General features: G+C 68.3%; 14 protein-coding genes and 1 pseudogene. 12 read left to right on the forward strand and 3 right to left on the reverse strand.

The features are described from left to right. Window positions 1–23: 23 nt before the first annotated feature. From BU52_RS28150 to BU52_RS28165, 4 genes are all read left to right on the forward strand, one after another. Complete coding sequence (locus tag BU52_RS28150; RefSeq protein WP_407702066.1) at window positions 24–281, forward strand: cyclic nucleotide-binding domain-containing protein; 258 nt, start codon at window positions 24–26, stop codon at window positions 279–281. 1,169 nt (window positions 282–1,450) lie between these two features. Beyond that, the gene (locus BU52_RS34240) at window positions 1,451–2,575 is read left to right on the forward strand and encodes a bifunctional DNA primase/polymerase (RefSeq protein ID WP_078903486.1); all 1,125 of its coding nucleotides are present in this window, start codon (window positions 1,451–1,453) and stop codon (window positions 2,573–2,575) included. Then, window positions 2,572–4,101, forward strand: coding sequence for a DNA primase family protein (locus BU52_RS28160; RefSeq protein ID WP_037939697.1), 1,530 nt, complete (start codon window positions 2,572–2,574; stop codon window positions 4,099–4,101). Before BU52_RS34240 ends, BU52_RS28160 begins: the two co-directional genes overlap by 4 nt. Beyond that, entirely contained in the window at window positions 4,098–4,499 is a 402-nt protein-coding gene (locus BU52_RS28165) for a DUF6009 family protein (protein WP_037939698.1), read from the forward strand. Before BU52_RS28160 ends, BU52_RS28165 begins: the two co-directional genes overlap by 4 nt. Window positions 4,500–4,678: 179 nt before the next feature. On the opposite strand, the gene BU52_RS28170 is transcribed toward BU52_RS28165, so the two are convergent. Next, complete coding sequence (locus BU52_RS28170; protein WP_037939701.1) at window positions 4,679–5,581, reverse strand: LysR family transcriptional regulator; 903 nt, start codon at window positions 5,579–5,581, stop codon at window positions 4,679–4,681. A gap of 119 nt (window positions 5,582–5,700) precedes the next feature. Between BU52_RS28170 and BU52_RS28175 the strand changes: the two genes are divergently transcribed. The 4 genes from BU52_RS28175 (at window position 5,701) to BU52_RS28190 (ending at window position 10,440) form a co-directional block, all read left to right on the forward strand. Next, entirely contained in the window at window positions 5,701–6,810 is a 1,110-nt protein-coding gene (locus BU52_RS28175) for a YeiH family protein (RefSeq protein WP_078903479.1), read from the forward strand. A gap of 279 nt (window positions 6,811–7,089) precedes the next feature. Further along, window positions 7,090–8,253 carry a ParA family protein gene (locus tag BU52_RS28180; protein ID WP_037939703.1) on the forward strand — a complete coding sequence of 388 codons (1,164 nt, stop codon included), beginning with the start codon at window positions 7,090–7,092 and terminating at the stop codon, window positions 8,251–8,253. Then, window positions 8,250–9,362, forward strand: coding sequence for a ParB/RepB/Spo0J family partition protein (locus BU52_RS28185; RefSeq protein ID WP_037939705.1), 1,113 nt, complete (start codon window positions 8,250–8,252; stop codon window positions 9,360–9,362). Before BU52_RS28180 ends, BU52_RS28185 begins: the two co-directional genes overlap by 4 nt. A gap of 184 nt (window positions 9,363–9,546) precedes the next feature. After that, window positions 9,547–10,440: a GNAT family N-acetyltransferase gene (locus BU52_RS28190; protein ID WP_037939708.1), complete on the forward strand. Its 894-nt coding sequence runs from the start codon at window positions 9,547–9,549 to the stop codon at window positions 10,438–10,440. Between the two features lie 23 nt (window positions 10,441–10,463). On the opposite strand, the gene BU52_RS28195 is transcribed toward BU52_RS28190, so the two are convergent. Beyond that, window positions 10,464–11,735: an MFS transporter gene (locus BU52_RS28195; protein ID WP_063830042.1), complete on the reverse strand. Its 1,272-nt coding sequence runs from the start codon at window positions 11,733–11,735 to the stop codon at window positions 10,464–10,466. A gap of 648 nt (window positions 11,736–12,383) precedes the next feature. Here BU52_RS28195 and BU52_RS36570 point away from each other — a divergent pair. The 3 genes and pseudogenes from BU52_RS36570 to BU52_RS34245 all read left to right on the forward strand — a co-directional run bounded on the left by BU52_RS36570 (window position 12,384) and on the right by BU52_RS34245 (window position 14,267). After that, window positions 12,384–12,575, forward strand: a complete 192-nt coding sequence (locus BU52_RS36570) for a CU044_2847 family protein (RefSeq protein ID WP_235216441.1) — start codon at window positions 12,384–12,386, stop codon at window positions 12,573–12,575. Between the two features lie 258 nt (window positions 12,576–12,833). Further along, on the forward strand, window positions 12,834–13,370 hold the full coding sequence (locus BU52_RS28205) for an SMI1/KNR4 family protein (RefSeq protein ID WP_037939711.1): 537 nt from the start codon (window positions 12,834–12,836) through the stop codon (window positions 13,368–13,370). Between the two features lie 37 nt (window positions 13,371–13,407). Continuing rightward, a pseudogene (locus BU52_RS34245) lies at window positions 13,408–14,267 on the forward strand (IS5 family transposase). A 28-nt stretch (window positions 14,268–14,295) separates the two neighbouring features. Here BU52_RS34245 and BU52_RS28220 read toward each other — a convergent pair. Further along, window positions 14,296–14,601, reverse strand: a complete 306-nt coding sequence (locus tag BU52_RS28220) for a barstar family protein (protein ID WP_037939764.1) — start codon at window positions 14,599–14,601, stop codon at window positions 14,296–14,298. A 433-nt stretch (window positions 14,602–15,034) separates the two neighbouring features. On the opposite strand from BU52_RS28220, the gene mobF reads away from it, so the two are divergent. After that, a complete protein-coding gene (gene mobF, locus BU52_RS28225) occupies window positions 15,035–18,955 on the forward strand; it encodes a MobF family relaxase (protein ID WP_051858660.1) in 3,921 nt (1,306 codons plus the stop codon). The last annotated feature ends 313 nt before the right edge of the window (window positions 18,956–19,268 follow it).

The following is a 19,268-nucleotide window of genomic DNA, read 5'->3' on the forward strand; positions in this document are numbered from 1 at the left end:
AGCTGCTCGAGAGGACAGCCGGTATGACAGCCAATCAGCGTCTTGTCGTGATGCTGTATGCGCTGCATCCGACCGACCGGAGCGGTGCTGTGCTGGAAACGGCTGCGACGCTGGCCAAGCTGGTAGGTATGGCCCCGCCCGTCTTCTCTCGTACCCGCAAGCAGGTGATCGAGGCCGGCTGGCTCGAGGAGACCGGGAAGATCGGTCACATCAAGTACTACCGGCTGGATCCGAGACGGATGGGGGAGAACGTGGTCGTTCCCCTGCGCCGGGCAACATGACCGTCCTCGGGACCGCACCTCATGTACCTGACGGCAATGAGGTGCGGTCCTGGGAGCGTTGTCCTTGACCCGAGCGCCAAGGATGGTGCTGCCGTAGCGGCAGCACCATCGTGTGACGGGCAGCTTCACCCGCATCGTCGATCAGCATGAGGCGACCTGATCAACTGACGGCAGAGCAGCTCCTCAATTCCCATCAGGTCTACCGGATGGCCGGGAAGCCCTGGATGCCTATGAGGAAAGCGGTTCTCTCGTAAAGGGTGCGTGCCAAGGATGTGTCCTGCGCAAAGCGGGACGGCATGGTGGGTCGGCACTTGGTGAAGAAGCGTCCCCAGGGTCGGGGTGGGGGAGACGCTGGCAAGCCAGACCGGAGTCGCCACGCCCTCGTCCGGTGTGATGGAGAACGGCCGGAACAACGGGGCGGTCGGTCGCATCAGTGCGGCAGCGTCAGCGTTGATGGCAGGTCAGGCCGCCCGTAGCACCGCGAGCGGAGAATCGGCGGGTGCCTCCGCCAGCAGTGCTCACACACCCAGGGTCGGGGCGACAGTCGGTTTTTCGCGACACGCAGACGAGCTGACCTCCTGATCACGAAAGCCCTCTCAGCAGGCTGCTGCTCACAACCCACGCAGCCGGGGTACCGCTTCGAGATGAGTGGACGGCCCTGCTCCAAGCAGCTGATCTGCCTGGAGCAGCCTGTTCCGAGGGCCCAGAGCGGGGGGCTCAGTCGCTTCAGTCGCTCGGTCGCTGGAGCGTTTGAGGGGCAGCGACTGAAGAAGAGCGACCCAGCGACTGTTCAGTCGCTGCCTGAGTCTCATGAAAAAGCGCAGGTCAGGGGCATTGTCGGAAGCTTGCAGCGACTGAAGCGACTGAAGGTTCGTATATATAACTTCCTCATGCGTGCGTGTGTGCGTCATATATAGAGCTCTTCAGTCGCTTCAGTCGCTGTTTGGTCTATTGCAAGGCTCTGACCTGCAAGTTCTCCCAGGACTTAAGACAGCGACCGAAGACGCTCGGTCGCTGTGCTTCTTCTTCGGTCGCTGTACCGTGCCCGCAAAACGGAGTGCTGGCGCTGGATGGGTGCTCTTCCTTCGGTCACGTTCCACGACCTCGTATGACACGTTGGATAGGCTGTGTCTGTCATTGAGTCGCTTCGGTCGCTGATGGGGGTGCGCATGCCTGCTGAGCTGCGCTTTTCCTCCAACACCCCCAGGCAGCCGCCCTCTGTGCCAGTAGCTCCGGTAGCCAGTGCACTGGCAACCGCCAGTTGGTGCGCGCGTCATGGCTGGCCTGTGCATCCTCTGGCCGTGGGCCGCAAGACACCCGTCGCCAACTGCACTCGGTGTCGTACAACGCGCCACATTGCTGCTGAGTGCCCGTGTCTGCCTGCAGGAGGGTGGTGTCACGGTTTCCATGCGGCAACCCTCGACCAGCGCCGTATCGCCGAGTGGTGGGGGAACCGTCCGAAGCTGGGTGTCGGTGTTGCCTGCGGGCCGGCGCGCCTGGTCGTCATCGACATCGATGCGCATCCCACCCAGCCTCCCAGCCGCGACAGGATCCTGCCCGGAATTCCGATCGCCGACCATGTGGATCTCACCGGCCTGGCAAACGGCTTCCACACCATGGCCGTCCTGGCTGCTCTGCGGGGCCGGCCCAGCCCTGCAGACGACACCAGCACCCTGCGCGTCCGCACGCCCTCCGGTGGCCTGCATATCTGGTACCGAGCCACCGGCAACCGCCGCTGGCACTGTTCCTCAGGCTCCGGTCCTGGCCGGGCCCTCGCCTGGCAGGTCGACGTCCGTGCCCACGGCGGTTACATCGTCGCCCCCGGAACCAGCACCAGCCACGGCACCTACACACCTGTGGGTGACGTGCGCGAGCCGGCTGTGCTGCCGTCCTGGCTCGCGCAGGAACTGGAGCGCACCGGTCACCTGTCCGCTCCCACGGTGCCTGCGCCGCGGTCCGTGCCTCCTCGCGCCAGGCAGGCCGTGCTTGCCGCAGGGGGCGGCCGCAACAACACCACGCACCGGCGTCTCCTTGCCGCCGTGCTCGCTCCGGTTGAGGCCTGTGGCCAGGTCTCACAAGGTGCTGGTTTCTCCGACGTCCTCAATCGTGCAGCCTTCACGCTGGGCGGTCTGGTCGCCGCCGGGCGGATGACTCAGGAAGATGCTGAACGCGCGCTGAAGGAGACAGCGGCGACCGCTCGTCCCGGTCAGGAGCGCCGCTCTGAGCAGATCATCAGCAGCGGCCTCGCCGCGGGCCTCAAACACCCCCTGCCCCCGCAGGGAGGGCGTCCATGACCTCGCCCAGGAACGAGACGCTCTTCGAGTTCGACGCCGATGCCGTTGCGGCCCAGATCAGGGCGCAGAGCGCCGCAGCCGTACCCCTCCCCGCCCAGTCCGGTACCCAACCGGCTCCACCGGTCGGGGAGGCAACGCCCGCGGGCCTACTGCCCGACACCCTTACGGACCGCGGCAACGCCAAACTGTTCGTGCGTCTCTACGGACGTGACTACCGGCACGTCCCCGGCATCGGCTGGTACCGCTGGGACACCACGCGCTGGCAGATCGACGAGGACGACACCGTGCTCTGGGCGGCCGGCGACCTGGCCGAAGCCATCGCCGTACAAGATCCCCGCGGCATCCACACCGCTCAAGCCCTGCAGACGCACCGCCGCCGGGCGCTGTCCACCACGGGCATGAACGCCATGCTCGCGCAGGCCAAATCGGCGCCCGGGATGGTGCTCAATGCCAGCCTCCTGGACGCTGACCCCTACGCCCTGTGCACCCCGGACGGCATCGTCGACCTGCGCACCAGCCTGGTCAAAACCCCTGACCCGAACAAGGACTTCCATTCCCGCTCCACCTCGGTGGGGCCCGACCACGGTCCCACTCCCCGCTGGAACCGCTTCCTGACCGACACCTTCGGTGACGATGCCGAGGGTCGTGAAATGATCGCGTACCTGCAGCTTCTGCTCGGCTACTCCATCACAGGCGACGTGGGTGGCCAGGTCCTGCCTTTCCTCTTCGGCTACGGCAAGAACGGCAAGAGTGTCCTGCTGGACGTCCTGATGAAGCTCCTCGGCGACTACGCTGACGCCGCTCCGCCCGGTTTCCTCATGGCGCGCCCCTACGAGGGCCATCCCACGGACCTCGCGGAACTCCACGGTCGCCGTGTCATTGTCTGCTCCGAGGTCAAGCATGGCGACAAGTTCGACGAGGCGCGGGTCAAGCTCCTCACCGGCGGCGACCGCATCAAAGCCCGCCGCATGCGGCAGGACTTTTTCAGCTTCCAGCCCACCCACAAGCTGTGGCTGCTGGGTAATCACCGCCCCGAAGTCGGCACCGGCGGCTTCGCGTTCTGGCGCCGGATGCGCTTGATCCCCTTTGAACGCACCGTGTCCGACGACCGCAAGATCGACAACCTGGCCGACATCCTCGTCACCGAAGAGGGCCCCGGCATCCTCGGCTGGCTCATCGACGGCGCGCGCCGCTACCTCTCCGGCGACCGCGACCTGACCGGACCGGAACGGGTTCGCATCGCCACCACCGCCTACGCGGAGACCGAGGACCACACCGGCCGCTTCTACGACGAGTGCTGCCACCTTGGCGGCGAACTGCGCGCCGAGCAGACGGCGCTCTATGCTGCCTATCGGGCGTGGTGCCAGAGTGAAGGTGCACCCGCGATGTCTTCACGTGCGTTCGCCGCCCGCACCCGGGAACTGGTCGGGCTGGCCTCGCCCAAGGAGATGATCCTGTCCAACCAGCGCAAGCACTACCCGGGTATCGGACTGCTCACCGAGGAAGAGAGGGAAGCGACCTCATGAGCTCCCTGATCACTGAGGACGAGATCAGCCACGAAACGGAGCTCGTCTGGCTGGAGGAGATCGGACCGCTCGACTACGTCCGCCAGAGCCTGGACCGGCTGCCCACCCGTGGCGGCAAACCGGCCTACCACCGCGACGGGCGCATGGTCGGCTACGCCCGGTTGAGCCCGAAAGCGAAGGCATCCCGTTCCTCCGGCACCTTTCGGCGCCGCGTTTTCTGGCTTCTGCCCCACGACCGTGACGCCGAGCCCGACGGTCTGTACGCCAAAGGCGCGCCGGCCGAAGCCGTCGACCCGCGCACGCTGGCCGCACGAGTCAGGGGCTACAAGACCGAACGCTCTGAGGGGGGACCCCCCTCGACTGCCATGCGGGAACTCGGCATAACACTGCCCTTGTGATCAGATTCTTCCGAGTGTTTTCTTCCGATCCTTCAACGGGAGAGGTCGAAGACGCGTATCCCTCATGACGACGACGCGTTTGTCCGAGTCCCGGCAGGTCCCTTTTTCCCCGGAGGGACCGTGCCGCCCGGGCACGGTCCGTATTGCTGGACGGGCCGTGCCCACCTCACACCGCCCGCTCACGACGGCCGGTGTGAGGCGACGGCGAGCAGGTCGGCGGCAGGCCCGACCAGGGACCGTCCGGCCGGCCACACAGCGCGCAGCGCGCGGCGCAGTTCGATGCCCTCGACGCTCACCTGGACGAGTCGGCCGTCGACGATGTCCGTACGCACCGCGAGTTCACTGATCACCGCGGGGCCGGTTCCGGCGATCACCGCCCCGCGTACGGCGGCTGCCGAGCCCAGTTCCAGCAGCGGACGGGTCTCCTGTGCTCCAGCCCGGCGCAAGGCCCGCTCCAGGGCGACCCGTGTCCCCGACCCACGTTCACGGACGACCAGCGCTGTGGCGGCGAGTTCCCGGGCCAACAACGGTCTGCGGCGCCTCGCCCAGGGGTGGGCGGGTGCCACCACGACGATCAGCCTGTCGGTGGCCACGGTTCTGCTGATCAGGCCGCGGGGAACGAACGGGGACTCAATGAACCCGATCTCCACCGCCCCGCTGCGAAGCAACTCGGGTACGTGGTCACTATTGGTGACCTGCAGACCGACATGAAGGTCGGGGTGGGCATGACACAACTCGCTGATCCAGGCCGGGGCCAAGTACTCCGCCACTGTCATGCTGGCCGCCACCCGCAGTGTGCCGTTGAGCCTGCTGCGATGGGCCTCCACGTCACCCATGAGTGCCGTGAGTTCGTCCAGGACACGCTGCGACCGGTCGGCCACCGCCTGCCCGTCCGTCGTCAGAGTGGATCCGCGCCGGGTGCGCTCGATGAGCGCCAGCCCCAGCCTCCGCTCCAGGGTTGCCACCCGCTTGCTCGCCGAGGGCTGGGTGATGCCGAGTTCGGCGGCAGCCCTGCCCAGGCTGCCCAGTTCCCCGACGAGAACCAGCAACCGCAGCGCTTCCACATCCGGCAGTCCACTCATGCCACAAGCGTATGAACGGCCTGGGGGTGAGTCAGCCTGTGGACTCATTCCGCTTGCTTATGACCTTGTCCCCATGAGCGGGCTACCGGCCTGGTCAGCGGGCTGCCCACAGTGAGGCCATGAATGACGACAGCGACAGGACCACCCCCGACCGGATACGGACGACCACGGAACGGAGCACCGGTGCTCACGCGGCCGCACCCGGCGGCTCGTGGTCGGGGCGATTCGTGGAGCGTTTGCCAGGGCTGTCGCTCGCCGTGTCCGTCGCTGCGGTGGCCACACTGGTCGGCCGTTGGTTTCCCCTGGTCGGAGGCCCCGTCGCGGGCATCGTCCTCGGTGTCGTCCTGGCGGCGGTGCGTCGCCCGGGAAAGCGGCTTCGGCCAGGCGTCACCACAGCGAGCAAGTCCGTACTACAACTGTCGGTCGTCCTGCTCGGGTGCCAGCTGTCACTCACCCAGGTCGTGCGGGTGGGGGGAAGTTCGCTACCGGTCATGCTGGGCTCGCTGGCGGCCTGTCTGACCGCTGCGTACTTCCTCGGCCGTCGGCTGGGTATCGGACGCGACCTGCGCACCCTGATCGGCGTGGGCACCAGCATCTGCGGCGCTTCCGCGATCGCGGCGGTCACACCGGTCATCGGAGCCGCGAGCGTCGAGGTCGCCTACGCCGTGTCGACGATCTTCCTGTTCAATATCGCCGCGGTGCTCGTCTTTCCGATCCTGGGCCACTTGCTGGACATGAGTCAGCAGGCGTTCGGGCTGTTCGCCGGAACCGCAGTCAACGACACGTCCTCCGTCGTCGCCGCCGCAGCGACCTATGGCGACGAGGCCGGGCAGTACGCGGTCGTCGTCAAGCTCACACGGACTCTTCTGATCATCCCGATCTGTCTGTGGCTGGCAGCCCTGACCAGACGCCGTGCGCTGGCCGAGGGCACCGGCCGCTCGGGCCCCGCCCCGCGTCTGAACGTCCTGAGGTTGGTTCCCTGGTTCCTTGTCGGATTCCTGCTGGCCGCTCTCGTCAACACTCTGGGCCTCATCCCCTCCCAGGCGCACTCGGGACTGACCACACTGTGCGTCTTCCTCATCACGGTGGCCCTCTCCGCGATCGGTCTGACGACCGACCTGCGCGGACTGCGCCGTGCCGGACCTCGGCCCCTTTTGCTGGGAGGCAGTCTGTGGATCGTAGTCTCGGCGACCAGCCTCCTGTTGCAGTACGTGACGTCTTCCCTGTGACACGGAGGTCGTCCCTCACGGGGCCAACGTCATCCCTGAAAGGTGTGTTGAGGCCGTCAGTTGGTGTCGGTACCGGCATGAACGGCGGGTGAGGTTCCTACCGGTGACGTGATGACGGCCCGAGCGGGCACCTTGAACCGCTCCAAGCTCGTTGGCTCTACGCGTGCGGGCAATTATCACGGCGTGATAATCCTGTTGAGACGAGCCCATCGGGTGAATTTGCGTCAGAACTCGCAAGCCGCATGCCGAGACGCTGTCAGGAGTCAGTATGCTGACGTCATGGCTTCCCCATACCCCGATGGAGACCGGGAAAAGGTAGCGTCCAAGCTGCCCTCGGCGCTCCAGCAAGCACTCAAGGTCCGCGCGGCCGAACTCAGCGTGGACATCCAGGACGCCGTCGAGGCCGCCGTCAACGACTGGCGCGGCAGCACGAGCAGCGGCGCCGAAGTGGACACCTCCGGTGCCAAGTCGTTCTCCACATGGCTTCCGCCAGGGCTGTACGAGCAGTTCAAGGAGACCTGCACCGACCGCGGCATCTCCTACACCCAGGGCCTTGCTCAGTCGATCCGGGACTGGCTCGACGCGAACCCCTCCCCCCAGCACGGTGCCCGCGGAACCGACCCGGAACGGAAGATCGTCGGCAACCAGAAGGGCGGGGTCGGCAAGACCGCCATCTCCGCCGGTATCGGCGAGGCCTACGCCGAGGCGGGCAAGCGCGTCCTCGTCGTCGACTTCGACCCGCAGGGGCACCTCAGCGAACAGCTCGGAGTTCCCCAGATCGAACCCAACCACGACAGCCTGGTCTCCCACATGTGCGGGGAAGGGAGGGGAGACCTGCGCGACCTGGTCGTGGAGATAGACGATCCGCGGTACCAGAAGCGCCTGCACGTCCTGCCCGCCTGCTTCGACGGGTTCCTCCTCGACGCGAAGATCGCTGTCGTGGCGACGCAGAAGCGTGGCTTCCAGAAGGAAGCGGCCCTCGAGCTGGCCCTGCGTCCCCTGGAAGCCGACTACGACGTCATCATCGTCGACTGCCCGCCCAGTCTCGGCATCGCGATGGACGCCGCCCTCTACTACGGCCGCCGGCGCCGCGGCGAGCCCGCGGGTGTCTCCGGGGTCATCATTCCCGTACTCGCCGAGGACTCCTCCGCCACCGCCTACGGCATGCTCGCCCAGCAGATCGAGGACCTCTGTGAGGACCTCTCCTTGGACATGGACTACCTCGGCCTGGTGGTCAACCTGTACGACTCCCGCCGCGGCTACGTCGCCACGTCGTCCTTGGACAACTGGAAGTCGCTCGGAGACCCGAAGGTCCTGGCCATCATCGGCGACCTGAAAGAACAGCGGGAAGCGGTCCGCAAGCGGATGCCGTTGCTGACCTACGCGCCTCACAGTGATCAGGCGGAAGCCATGCGGCAGGTAGCGAGGGGAGCAACCCGGTGAGCAAGGCGGACACCCTGGGATCGGCACCCGCGTTCGGCGCGGCCCGCGGCGCCCGGTCCTCCCGGCGCAACCTCATCGACCAGACCATCGGCGGCGAGGAGTCGACCGCGGCGGCCATCACCGAGCTGCCGGTCACCCTCATCAGCGACAACCCCGACAACCCGCGCAACCACCTGCGCAACCTCGACGAGACGGTGCAGAGCGTCCGCGAGGTCGGCATCATCATCCCCATCGCCGTGGCCACGGTCGACGCCTACCTGCGCAACCGGTCGGACCGCGCCGACGACCTCGACCACGGGGCGCAGTACATCGTCGTCGACGGCCACCGCCGCCTCGAAGCCGCTCGCCGCGTCGGGATGGCCACCATCCCGGTCCGCGTCGACAACGGACGGGTCGCCACCGACGAGGCTCTCCTCGAGGCCGCGTTCGTCGCGAACTACCACCGCGACGACATGACCGACCTCGAGGAAGCGCACGCTCTCAAGGCCCTGGTCGATTACTACGGCTCCCAGACGAAGGCGGCCAAGCGGCTCGGCATCCCGCAGAACACGATCTCCAGCAAGCTGTCCTTGCTGAAGCTCACTCCCGAGCTCCAGAAGGATCTGGTGACCGGGACGCGGAAGGTGGAGCACGTCCGCAACCTCGGCAAGCTGTCGCCCGAAGAGCAGAAGGCCAAGGCCGACGAACGGGCGGAAGCAGCTCGCCGGAAGGCGGAGAGTCAGCCGCAGGAGGTCGTGGAGCGGTCAGTGGGCACCGCCGATTATCACGGCGTGATAATCCCGGAGACGCCTCCCGCCGCAGTCGCTCCGCCGTCCCCGCCCCTCCGGCCCAGCACGGCTACGCCGTCCGTCGGGCGTGAGCAGGCTTCCGAGTCCATCCCGGAACCGCGTACCAGCACGGGAGAACTCGAGACAGCGAACGCAGAGTCAGCCCAGCCGAAGCAGCCGAAGCGACTCCCTTACGACGACGCCTTCTACTGCGTGCACCATCTCCACCAGAAGATGAAGCCCGAGACGTTCGCGCGAGGAGCCCGGGTGTGGATGGACGTCCTGCGGGAGGAATATCCGGACGCGTACGAGGCTCTGCTGGCCGAGCTGGGAGCCCGATAGCCGACCACCCAGCGGCCCCGCTCGCCTTCCTCTGTGTCAGGGAGCGGGGCCGCGTCGGCTGGCACGAGACCGCGCTCGCCCTGTTGCCCCGCTCGCCGACCACGGCCGACGTGCGGTCCATGTGGTCACGGTGCCTCTCTGCGCAAGTACTCCCCCGCCTCAGGTCCATCCGGGATCATGAAGCATGCTCCCGGATCGCTGGCAACTCACTCATGACGTCGACGACTTCCTCGACCGAGCCGGAGACTTCCTGCGCTCCCGGCCAGCACTGCACAACACTGCGCTGACGGACATCGAGAAACTCCGTGGACGTGGGGCGGACACGCCCGGTGCCGAAGCCGCTGCCTTCGGACACCTGGAGTCGGAGGGCGAGGTCCGCGCCATCTTCTACCGCACTCCGCGCGGTCGTCTGGGCCTTACGCCCCTCTCCGCCAGTCAGGCCGACCACCTCGCCGCGCACCTGACCGAGCTCGGCTGCTCCCCCGCCCACGTCATCGCCGACCACGACACGGCCACCGTTTTCGCCGAGGCATGGCAGCAGCATGCGGGCGCGGCCTCGGAGCTCTTCTGGCGGACTCATCTGTACCGTCTCGGCACGCTCACCCCACCGCAGCCGCGCCCGGAGGGCCAGGGCCGCATCGCGGGCGGAAAGGACCGCGAGCACGTCGTGCGATGGTGCCGTGAGTTCTGCGTCGACGTCGGGGAGCAGCCTTCCCTCGACTTGATCGACTCCGGCTCCTGGAGCGACTCGCGCTTCGGCGACAGACACTTCACGTTCTGGGACACGCCGGACGGTACTCCCGTCTCCATGGCGGCCGCGACGTCGATGGTCGGCGGCATGATCCGGGTGGACCCCGTCTACACCCCGGCCCACCTCCGGGGCCGCGGTTACGCCGGCGCCGTGACGGCAGAGGTGAGCCGGGCCGCGCTGGCCGCGGGCGCCACGGACGTCGTCCTGTTCACGGACCCGGCCAATCCCACCAGCAACGCCCTCTACCAGAGGATCGGATACGTCCATCTCGCCGACTTCGCCGGGTACAGGTTCTCGTACCGTCGGCGTCCGGCCGAGGGACGGTGACGCCGATCAGCGCGCCTGCTCCGCTACCCCGCCTGCTCCGCAGACTCTGGTGACCCGCCCCGGGTCCGGGCTTCGGTGGTTTCCGGTGCCCGGAGGCGGCGTACGGAAGGGGAAAGGAGCGCTGCGGCAGTGGCCAGCACGATCATGAGCGCGCAGCCGGCCAGGGCGGGGCCGGTACCGACGGCACCTGCGACGGGACCGGCGACGAGGAGGCCGAGGGGCGCGAAGGCCAGCGAGCCGAACCATTCGTAGGAGCTGACCCTGGACAGGGCTTCCTCGGGGATCTCCCGCTGGATGGTGGTGGCCCAGAGCACGGCGAAGATGTCCGAGGCGATGCCGGAGCAGAACATGGCCGCGGCGATCAGCCACACCGGCGCCTGAGAGGCCAGCAGGGCGATCGGCACAGCCGCGGGGAACGTGGAGAGGACGGCCACCAGCACGGGACGCCGCACCCGGATCCGTGCGGCCAGCCCCGCGCCCGCGACGGTGCCGAGAGCCTGAGCCGTCACGATGACCGACCACGCACGCGCGCCGCCCAGGTGCTCCTCGGCCACCAGCGGGCCCAGGACACCGACGTTGGCGTTCAACGCGGCGACCACGATCGCGTACTGCGCGACCACGGACCACAGCCACTGCCGGGAGGAGAACTCCTGCCATCCCTCCCGCAGATCCGCCCAGCCGGACGACGCCTTCGGCGGCCGCCCCGCCACACGCAGCCGCAGCACCAGGACCGCGCTGACCGCGAAGGAGACCGCGTTCAGCGCCAGCGCCCAGCCCGCTCCGACCAGGGCCACGGTCACACCCGACAGCGCCAGGCCGAGGAGCAGGGACATGTTGGTGCCCACCCGCAACAGCGCGTTGGCCTGCTGGAGCCGGTCCCTGGACACCAGCAGCGGCAGCACACCGTCCATCGCGGGGGAGAACAGTGCGGTCGCCGTGCCGGCGACAACAGCCAGGGCGCACATCGCCACCAGCGGGGCACGTCCCGTCAGGACCATGGCCGCCAGGCCTCCGTACGCCGCCATCCCGACCCAGTCGGCAAGAGCCATCAGCCGGACTCGGGACATCCGGTCCGCGATCACCCCGCCCACCAGGATGAACACCAGCTGAGGCAACGCCTGGCAGGCCAGCACCAACGACAGCCGACCCGGACTCGCCCCCGGCAGACCCAGCACGGCAAACCCGAGCGCCACCCGCGCGAAACCATTGCCCAGAACCGAGATGATCCGCGCCGACGCCAGCAGGACAAACTGACGGTCCCGCCACAGCGGCGTCCCATCCGAGGTAATCGTCACAGCCGGCGACCTTAGGGTCTCGCAGCAAACCCGGGCTGTGAACCAGCCATTCCGCAAGGAGGCGCCATGGACGCCGGCGCCAGCTTCGTCGGCGGTCATACCCGTGCCGAATCTGCACGGGAGTGGTTGTCTCCTCATGAGCAGAAGGCCAGGGCGGACGGACGGGCGGAAGCAGCCCGGCGGAAGACAGAAGCCTGGCCGCAGGACGGACTCGAGCGTTCGTCGGGCCCACCGATTATCACGGCGTGATAATCCCGGAGGCGTCTGTTGAGCCGACCGTTCCACCGTCCCTTCCGATCCATGACCATTGCGGCCACGCCGTCCGCCCCCGGACACGAGTGGGCTCCTGAGTCCATCGGCCGTGGACGCGCGCATGCTTCAGGTGACCCGCCGTTTCCATGAATCAGAGAACGGTTCTGCAGGCCGCAGCTACGATGTCAGGCCGTGAAAATTCAGCACAACTGCCTTATTTCTGAAGCATTCTGATGAGGTAACAGAAAGGCCATGGCGTGTCCCTGAGTGCGTTCGAAGACGGTGAGGTCTTCGTCGTCGAGCTGTCCGACGAGCAGGGTTCCGGGGTGATCCGGGCAAGTCGCAAGTCGCGGTGACGAGCTCTTCGAGACGTCCGCCGACACGTTCGAGTCGGGCATGGCCCGGGTGCAGCGGGTGGCCGCGACCATGCTGGAGCGTCTGGCTGAATTGCCATGCAGCCCCGATCACGTCCGTGCGGAGTTCGGACTGCGGGTGACAGCGGAAGCCGGCCTGGTGGTGGCGAAGGGCTCCGGCGACGCTCACATCAAGCTGGAACTGGAGTGGAGCCGCCCCGAGGGCGGCAGGTGACGTCGGCGGGCGAGCCGGACTCCGCGTGGGAGCGCGGGACGGCCCGGGTACTGCACGACGGCCGTCCGGTCGGGGTGGCGTTCCTGATCCCCGACCAGCTGCTGCTCACATGTGCCCACGTCATCGCCTCCACCGCAGGCCTCCCGGACGACGAACCCCTTCATGGGCATGGGCCGCGTTGGCTGACAGCGGGATCCAAGAGCGGCAGCAGATGGAGGATCAAGATCAGATGTCAGCCTCTTCTGCCAGCATGCTGCCGTGACGACCACACCTGATCAGCGTCCTGTTGAGGCAACTCTCGACTTCCTGCGTTCCGCATTCGCGCCGGAGTGGCGCGAGCCTCCTCTCGGCCATGAAGCCGTAGCAACGTGGGAGACCGAGAACCGGGTGACGCTCCCGGAGCCGTACAGAACCTTCGTTGCGGAAATCAGCAACGGGTGCAGCCTTGGTCCGGCGGAAGACGGCGGTCTGCAGCCGCTCGGGTGGCTGCCCGAGAGCTGGCCGGACCTCGGTCCGCGGCAGCCAGGGGAACTGTTCCCCTTGGAGGCGGCCTGGCCGTGGGAGGACGACGAGACGGTCGACCCTGAAGACGATCCACGCACCGACGCCGTGTACACCAGGGGGTCGATCGTTCTCGGTTCGGAGGACGGGCAGTCGTTTTGGGTGCTGGTGACCACGGGACCTCGCCGAGGCGAGGTCTGGATGGTGTCCGACGTGGGAGCCGGCCCGGTGCCCGGGGATGACGCCTGGGGCTTCGAGCAGTGGGTGCGGCATTGGTACTCCGGCAACGACTAGAGCGTGTCTCTTTGGCGGGCTCATCAGTTGATCGGATGTGTCTGCCCGATTGATGATCACTGATGTGATGTGGGGCCGGATCGAGCCGCTGATGCCAGCCGATCCGGTCCGCGGACGGCGGTGGGCCAACCACCGCCGCACGCTCGAGGCCATCGCCTGGAAGTACCGCACCAACTAGCCCTGGCGGGACCTGCCCGAGGAACTGGGCTCGTTCCAGACCGCTCACAAGCGGCTGATCAGGTGGGCCGTCGACGGCACGTGGGAGAAGATCCTCTCCGCCGTCCTTGCGGCAGCCGATGCCGTGGACGACATCGACTGGATGGTGTCGGTCGACTCCACCGTCGTCAGGGCTCACCAGCACGCCGCCGGAGCACTCAAAAAGGGGCCGAAGGCCGCAACGAGCCGGCCGACCACGCACTCGGACGCTCCCGCGGCGGGCTGAGCACCAAGGTCCACCTGGCGGCAGACGGCCATGCCCGCCCTCTGGCTCTGGTCGTGACTGCGGGCCAGGCCGGTGACGCGCCCGCCTTCGAGACGGTCATGGCCCGCATTCGGGTGCCCAGAGGCGGCCCCGGCCAGCCCCGGACCCGCCCCACCATAATCCTGGCCGATCGCGCGTACTCATCCCGCGCGATCCGCACCCACCTACGCCGCCGACAGATCCGCACGGTCATCCCGCAGCCGTCGGACCAGATCGGCCACCGCCTGCGACGGGGCCGTCGAGGCGGACGCCCGCCCGGGTTCGACGCGGATGCCTACAAGCAGCGCAACACCGTCGAGCGGTGCATCAACCGCCTCAAGCAGTGGCGCGGCCTGGCCACACGAACCGACAAACTCGCCATCGCCTACCAGGCCGCACTCCACCTCGCCGCCATCCTCATCTGGGCACGACGCTGACGAAAGCGACAAAACCTAGACGCGGTGATCAGAGCAGCTCGTGCACGACCAGTCGCGACTGCTTCCCCGAAAAGGCGCTTCGCAGGGCTCGGGCCTCACGGTCCCGGGCAGCGAAGACTCCTCGCTTGTCCACGTGCACGACCAGGACGTCGTAGTTGTCGATGACCTCGGAGATTCCCCGCGTCTGGACGGTGTCCCGCCAGGCTTCTGTGTTCCGGCCGAACCACTCTGGCAGTCCGCAAGGCTCAGCCACAGCGTCCCAGAAGTCATCGAGCGTCTCGATCGGCTCACCTCGCAGGTCTACCACCAGTTCCGACTCAATCCTCTTGACCATCACGACAGAGTAATCAGCCCACTTCCAAGGCGTCAGAGCTCCAAAGAGACAGGACCTAGCTCGACGGCCTGATCACTGCTGTCGGCTGTCAGCGCTTCCGAGACCCATGGACAGTTTGGTCCGCGTCAAACAACCAGGTGTCCCGTTCCCACGGACGTCTCTCGGTGCGTGGCTGTCGGCCCATCCACACTCGATCGTGGTCCGTCCCTGGCTTCCGCTCGGCTGTCTGACGCGACTGTCGGCCGGTCCGTCGGGACAGGGCGCCACTGTGTTCTCTCCGCGCCTTGGTTCGGCCTGGCACCGTTGACTGCCTGCCTGGCGCCGCTCTATCGTCACCATTCAATCAAGATCAAAAAGAATGGACAAAGGTACGTCCCTACGGGAACGTACGCGGCCGTTGGCCACCAGGGTCGAGGGGAGGGGGCGGCAGTCGATGGCTTGGGTCACCGGGATCGTGGATGACGGGCAGGTCGAGTACCGCCTCACCGGTCAGGCCGGCTGCTACGTCCAGCACGACGGCGAGGGCCTCGCCGGGCACGGCCGGCCGACCGTCGGCGACCAGATCGGCTCTCGCATGGACGCCACCACCGACGGTGCGCTCGTGTGGATCGGCGAAGGCCTCACCGAAGTGGGCCAAACCTCCGGCACACCGCTTGACGGGGCGGGCAGGCAGGCCGCACGGACCCTGACCAAGGGCGTCCACCCCCTCACCGGTGAGCACCTGGTGCGTCCCGAGCTTCGTGCCCATCCGCGTGCCAAACTGACCGGCGCCCGGCTCATGGAGGCAGTGGAGGCGGCCGCCGAGGCCGCCGGGTGCGAGCCTGCTGACCTGTTCACCGGCAAGCCCAAGCAGGCGAAGAAGTGGGCGACGCTCGCGCGGATGGTCCGTCAGAAGGGTGAGCGGCACCGGCTGCAGATCGACTCCCTGCACCGCCTCGCGCGCGCAGCCGGTCTCGCTCTGGAGGATGTCTACGACGCCGACCAGCTCGCCGAGGCCCGCGCCCACGGAGGCGAGCGGGTCAGCATCCGCATCCGCGCCTACGACCTCGTCGCCGATCTGCCGAAGAGCGACTCCACCTTGTGGGCCCTGATCGCCGAGCGGCACGAGAAGGAGTTCCGAACCCTGATCCACCAGGCCAAGCGGGAGGCCTTTGCCGAACTGGAGCAGTGGATCGGCTACAGCCTGGCGGGCGAGGACGGCGAGCTGCACCGCATCGCCACCGGCGGACTGCTCGGCTGGAGCGTCGAGCACCAGTCCGCCCGTCCGGTCGACGACACACCCGGTGACCCCCACCTGCACGTGCACATCGTGATCGTCAACATGGCCCGCTGCGAGGACGGCCAGTGGCGGGCCGTCGCCAATGGCGGCATGGACCTGCACCGGCACGCCAAGGCATTCGACGCCCTGTTCAAGGCACGGGTGCGGGCCCTGACGCACGAGCGGTTCGGCGTGGTCCGAGCCCGTTCGCCGCGCACCGGTGCCTGGGAGATCGAGGGCATCCCGGAGTCGCTGCGCGACCACTACTCCCGTCGCGCGGCCCAGGTCGACGCCATCGCCGGCGCCGACGCGGGCCGTGAGGAGAAGCTGCGAGTGTCGGCCGAGACCCGGCACGCCAAGCACGACACCGGCACCATCGACCTGCGCGCCACCTGGCGCCTGCGTGCCGAGGGCCTCGGCCATGACGTCGACGCGATGGTCGCGGCAGCCGCCCCGGGGCCGCCCGGCCCCGATGGGCCGCTCACCGTGGGCGGGCCCGACGGCCCGCGCACGCCTCCTCCCGAGCGGATCGCCGCCGAGGTGTTCGACCCGCAGCGCGGGCTGACCGCCTCCGACACGGAGTTCAGCAAGGCCCAGCTGCTCGCCCGGGTCGCGGATGCCTGCCCGCTCGGCCTGGAGGCGAACGAGCTCGAGACCCTAGCGGAGCGGGTGCTCGCTGTGAAGGGATACGCCCAGGCTTTGCCGTCGCACGGTTCGCAGCTCATGGCGCACATGGAGCGTTACACGACCGGCGACATCCTCCGCGCCGAGCAGGCCATCGTGAATCAGGCGCGGGCCCGCTACGCCGACGGTTCTGCCCGACTGAGTACGGATCAGGCTGCGTCCGCCGTCTCCGTGTTCGAGGTGGCGGCCGGTTTCTCTCTCACCGCCGAACAGCGACGCGTAGTGGAACGGCTGCTCACGGCCGGACACGGGGTGGAGGCCGTGGTCGGCGTGCCCGGATCGGGCAGGACGAGCCTGATGGAGGCCTGCCGGATCGGCTGGGGCGGACTCGGGCTGACGTACGCCGGCGCCTCCCTGTCGGCAGTGGCCGCGCAGAAGCTGTACGAGGGATCCGGCATCCCTTCCCGCGCTATTGCGGCCTGGCTGCAGCGCATCCAGTACGGCGACGGACTCACCGGCATCGACGTCCTGGTCCTGGACGAGGCAGTCGTGACCGACGCCCGGTCCGTGGCTGCGCTGCTCACCGAAGCCGCCCGCACCCACACCAAGGTCATCGCGGTGGGCGACCCGCAGCACATGCAGGCCATCGGCCCGGGTGGCGGCTTCGCGGAGGTGCACCGACTGGTCGGCGGCGAGCCGCTCACGGTCAACCAGCACCAGAAGGACGCGGGCGAGCGGACCGCGCTGGAGATCTGGCGCACAGGCGCCCGCGAGCCTGTCCTGAACCTGCTGACCGACCGCGACCGCGTCCACGCAACCGACAGTGCTGACGACGCCCGTCGCGGCGTCCTCGCCGCCTGGAACCAGGCCCGCGTCCGCTTCGACGACGTGCATGACCTGCTCGAGAACCTGGTGGTGCTGGCGATCTGCCCTCACGATGCGGTCCTGCTGAACGCCGGTGTGCAGGCTCTACGCCGTGCGGCCGGCGAACTGGGCCGCACCCACCGCTACGCCCTGCCGGGCGGCGACCACCTCACCCTGGCCGTCGGAGACATCGTCCGGGTGCGCACCAACAACCACCGTTCCCGGCGCGGCGTCAGCCCTCACCGCCTCAACGGCTGCCGCGCCGTTGTCACCAACATCGCCGACGACCACCGGGTGCAGATCACCTGGCGGCACAAGAACGACCACGGCGCCACCCGTAGCGATCAGGCCTGGCTGACACCCGGGCAGGTCACGTCCGGTGCCCTCTCCCTGGGCTACGCGATGACCATCGCTGCGTCCCAGGGGCTGACCACCGACACCGCCCTTGTCTACGGGCTGGGCGCGAACGCCTACGCCCTCTACTCCGGCGTCACCCGCGCCCGCACCGCCAACCAGGTGTGGCTGCCCACCGCCGCCATGGAGAACCCGGAGCCCCGGGCCTCCCGGCTGGGCGACCTCAGCGACGAGACCGAGCTCTTGGAACGCGCCCTGCAGGCGTACACCGTGCTGCTGCGCCAGGACCGGACCGAAGCCATGGTCAGCGACCGACTGCGCTCCGCCCCGGAGCCGGTCCCGCCGCCTGCGGCCGAAGAACCCCTCCTGCCGACACTGGACGACCGCGAAGCCCGCCCGTACGGAGCACTGACCGCCGCCCAGCTGGAGGTTCGGCTGGCCAAGGCACTGCGGGCTGCCGCGGCCACCGAGAACGCCGCCGAGGCGCAGACCCGTCAGGCGCAGGAGCTGGCGGCCGCAGCGGAGGAAGAGCCCAGCGCTGGTCAGCGCACCGCACAGGCCGCGGCCGCCGTCCTCGCGGCGGCCGACCAATGCGCCGCCCGCGCCCAGCACGAGGACAGCATCGCGCGCAGCGCCGCCGCCGCTGCCGCGCAGGCTGAGACCGTCAAGCACAGGATCGAAGCGGCCTTCGGCCGCAGCCGCATCGCCCTGCGCCTGGCCGGTACCTCCCGCGCAGAACAGCAGGCCCTACTCGCCCAGTGCACGCAGCAACTGGCCGAAGCGCGCGAGGAGCAACAACGTGCTGAACGCGCCGCCGCCGATGCCCGCCGGCAGGCCTGGCAGACGCTGCGCACCTCCCCGTACGCCGAGGCCTTCCGCGCCCACGGCGCGCTCGGCGCTGCGCCCGTCGACCCAGCGGTCATGCGGCAGCGATTCGCCGCGATGCAGGCCGACCTGCCCACGCTGACCACGCAGATCGACACGGCCCGCGCCGAAGCCGCTCAACAGGCCCACGCTGAGGCCGTCGCGCTGCACATCAAGGCCAGGAATCTGCGTGCGGTCGCCGAGCAACTCCAAGCCGAGCAGCAGGCGCGCCGACACAGCAGCGCACGGGATCCCCAGCGGTACATGTCTGGCGAGGCAGCCCGCGCAATTCTGCAACAGGAGCGGCGGCACAACGCACCGCATGCACAACAGGCCCGCGAACAGGGCCAGCACCAGCGACCGAGCGACAGCCTCCGCACCGGCATGTGACCGCGTAGACGGCTGCTGCCGTCGTCCAGCCAGCTGCAGTGCGGACGCACCGCGCAAAGTGTCATGGCGCTGATCGCCATGACCACGGGTGTCGAAGGGCCTGGCTTCGCCAGGACCGACTGCGCAACAGCCGAGCCGATGATGACGAGGCACTGCGTGCTGTCGGGGATCCGCCGGCTTCAGAGCTGACCGGCTTGTTCTGATCCCGACTCGTTCGCAGGCCGCGGCGCCGAACCGACAGATTGTTCAGCAGCCGAAGCGCCCTGGCACAGGTCTTGCTCGATAGACGGGACCAGGTCTGAGCTCCGGCTTC

Origin of the sequence: Streptomyces toyocaensis (assembly GCF_000725125.1) — a bacterium.
Classification (GTDB): Bacteria; Actinomycetota; Actinomycetes; order Streptomycetales; family Streptomycetaceae; genus Streptomyces; species Streptomyces toyocaensis.

Excerpts from the sequence above, each read along its gene's own strand:
- BU52_RS28160 (WP_037939697.1), top strand. The coding sequence starts at position 2,572 with ATGACCTCGCCCAGGAACGAGACGCTCTTCGAGTTCGACGCCGATGCC.
- BU52_RS28190 (WP_037939708.1), top strand. The coding sequence starts at position 9,547 with ATGCTCCCGGATCGCTGGCAACTCACTCATGACGTCGACGACTTCCTC.
- BU52_RS28175 (WP_078903479.1), top strand. The coding sequence starts at position 5,701 with ATGAATGACGACAGCGACAGGACCACCCCCGACCGGATACGGACGACC.
- BU52_RS28170 (WP_037939701.1), bottom strand. The coding sequence starts at position 5,581 with ATGAGTGGACTGCCGGATGTGGAAGCGCTGCGGTTGCTGGTTCTCGTC.
- BU52_RS28180 (WP_037939703.1), top strand. The coding sequence starts at position 7,090 with ATGGCTTCCCCATACCCCGATGGAGACCGGGAAAAGGTAGCGTCCAAG.
- mobF (WP_051858660.1), top strand. The coding sequence starts at position 15,035 with ATGGCTTGGGTCACCGGGATCGTGGATGACGGGCAGGTCGAGTACCGC.
- BU52_RS28165 (WP_037939698.1), top strand. The coding sequence starts at position 4,098 with ATGAGCTCCCTGATCACTGAGGACGAGATCAGCCACGAAACGGAGCTC.
- BU52_RS34240 (WP_078903486.1), top strand. The coding sequence starts at position 1,451 with ATGCCTGCTGAGCTGCGCTTTTCCTCCAACACCCCCAGGCAGCCGCCC.
- BU52_RS28150 (WP_407702066.1), top strand. The coding sequence starts at position 24 with ATGACAGCCAATCAGCGTCTTGTCGTGATGCTGTATGCGCTGCATCCG.
- BU52_RS36570 (WP_235216441.1), top strand. The coding sequence starts at position 12,384 with ATGGCCCGGGTGCAGCGGGTGGCCGCGACCATGCTGGAGCGTCTGGCT.
- BU52_RS28220 (WP_037939764.1), bottom strand. The coding sequence starts at position 14,601 with ATGGTCAAGAGGATTGAGTCGGAACTGGTGGTAGACCTGCGAGGTGAG.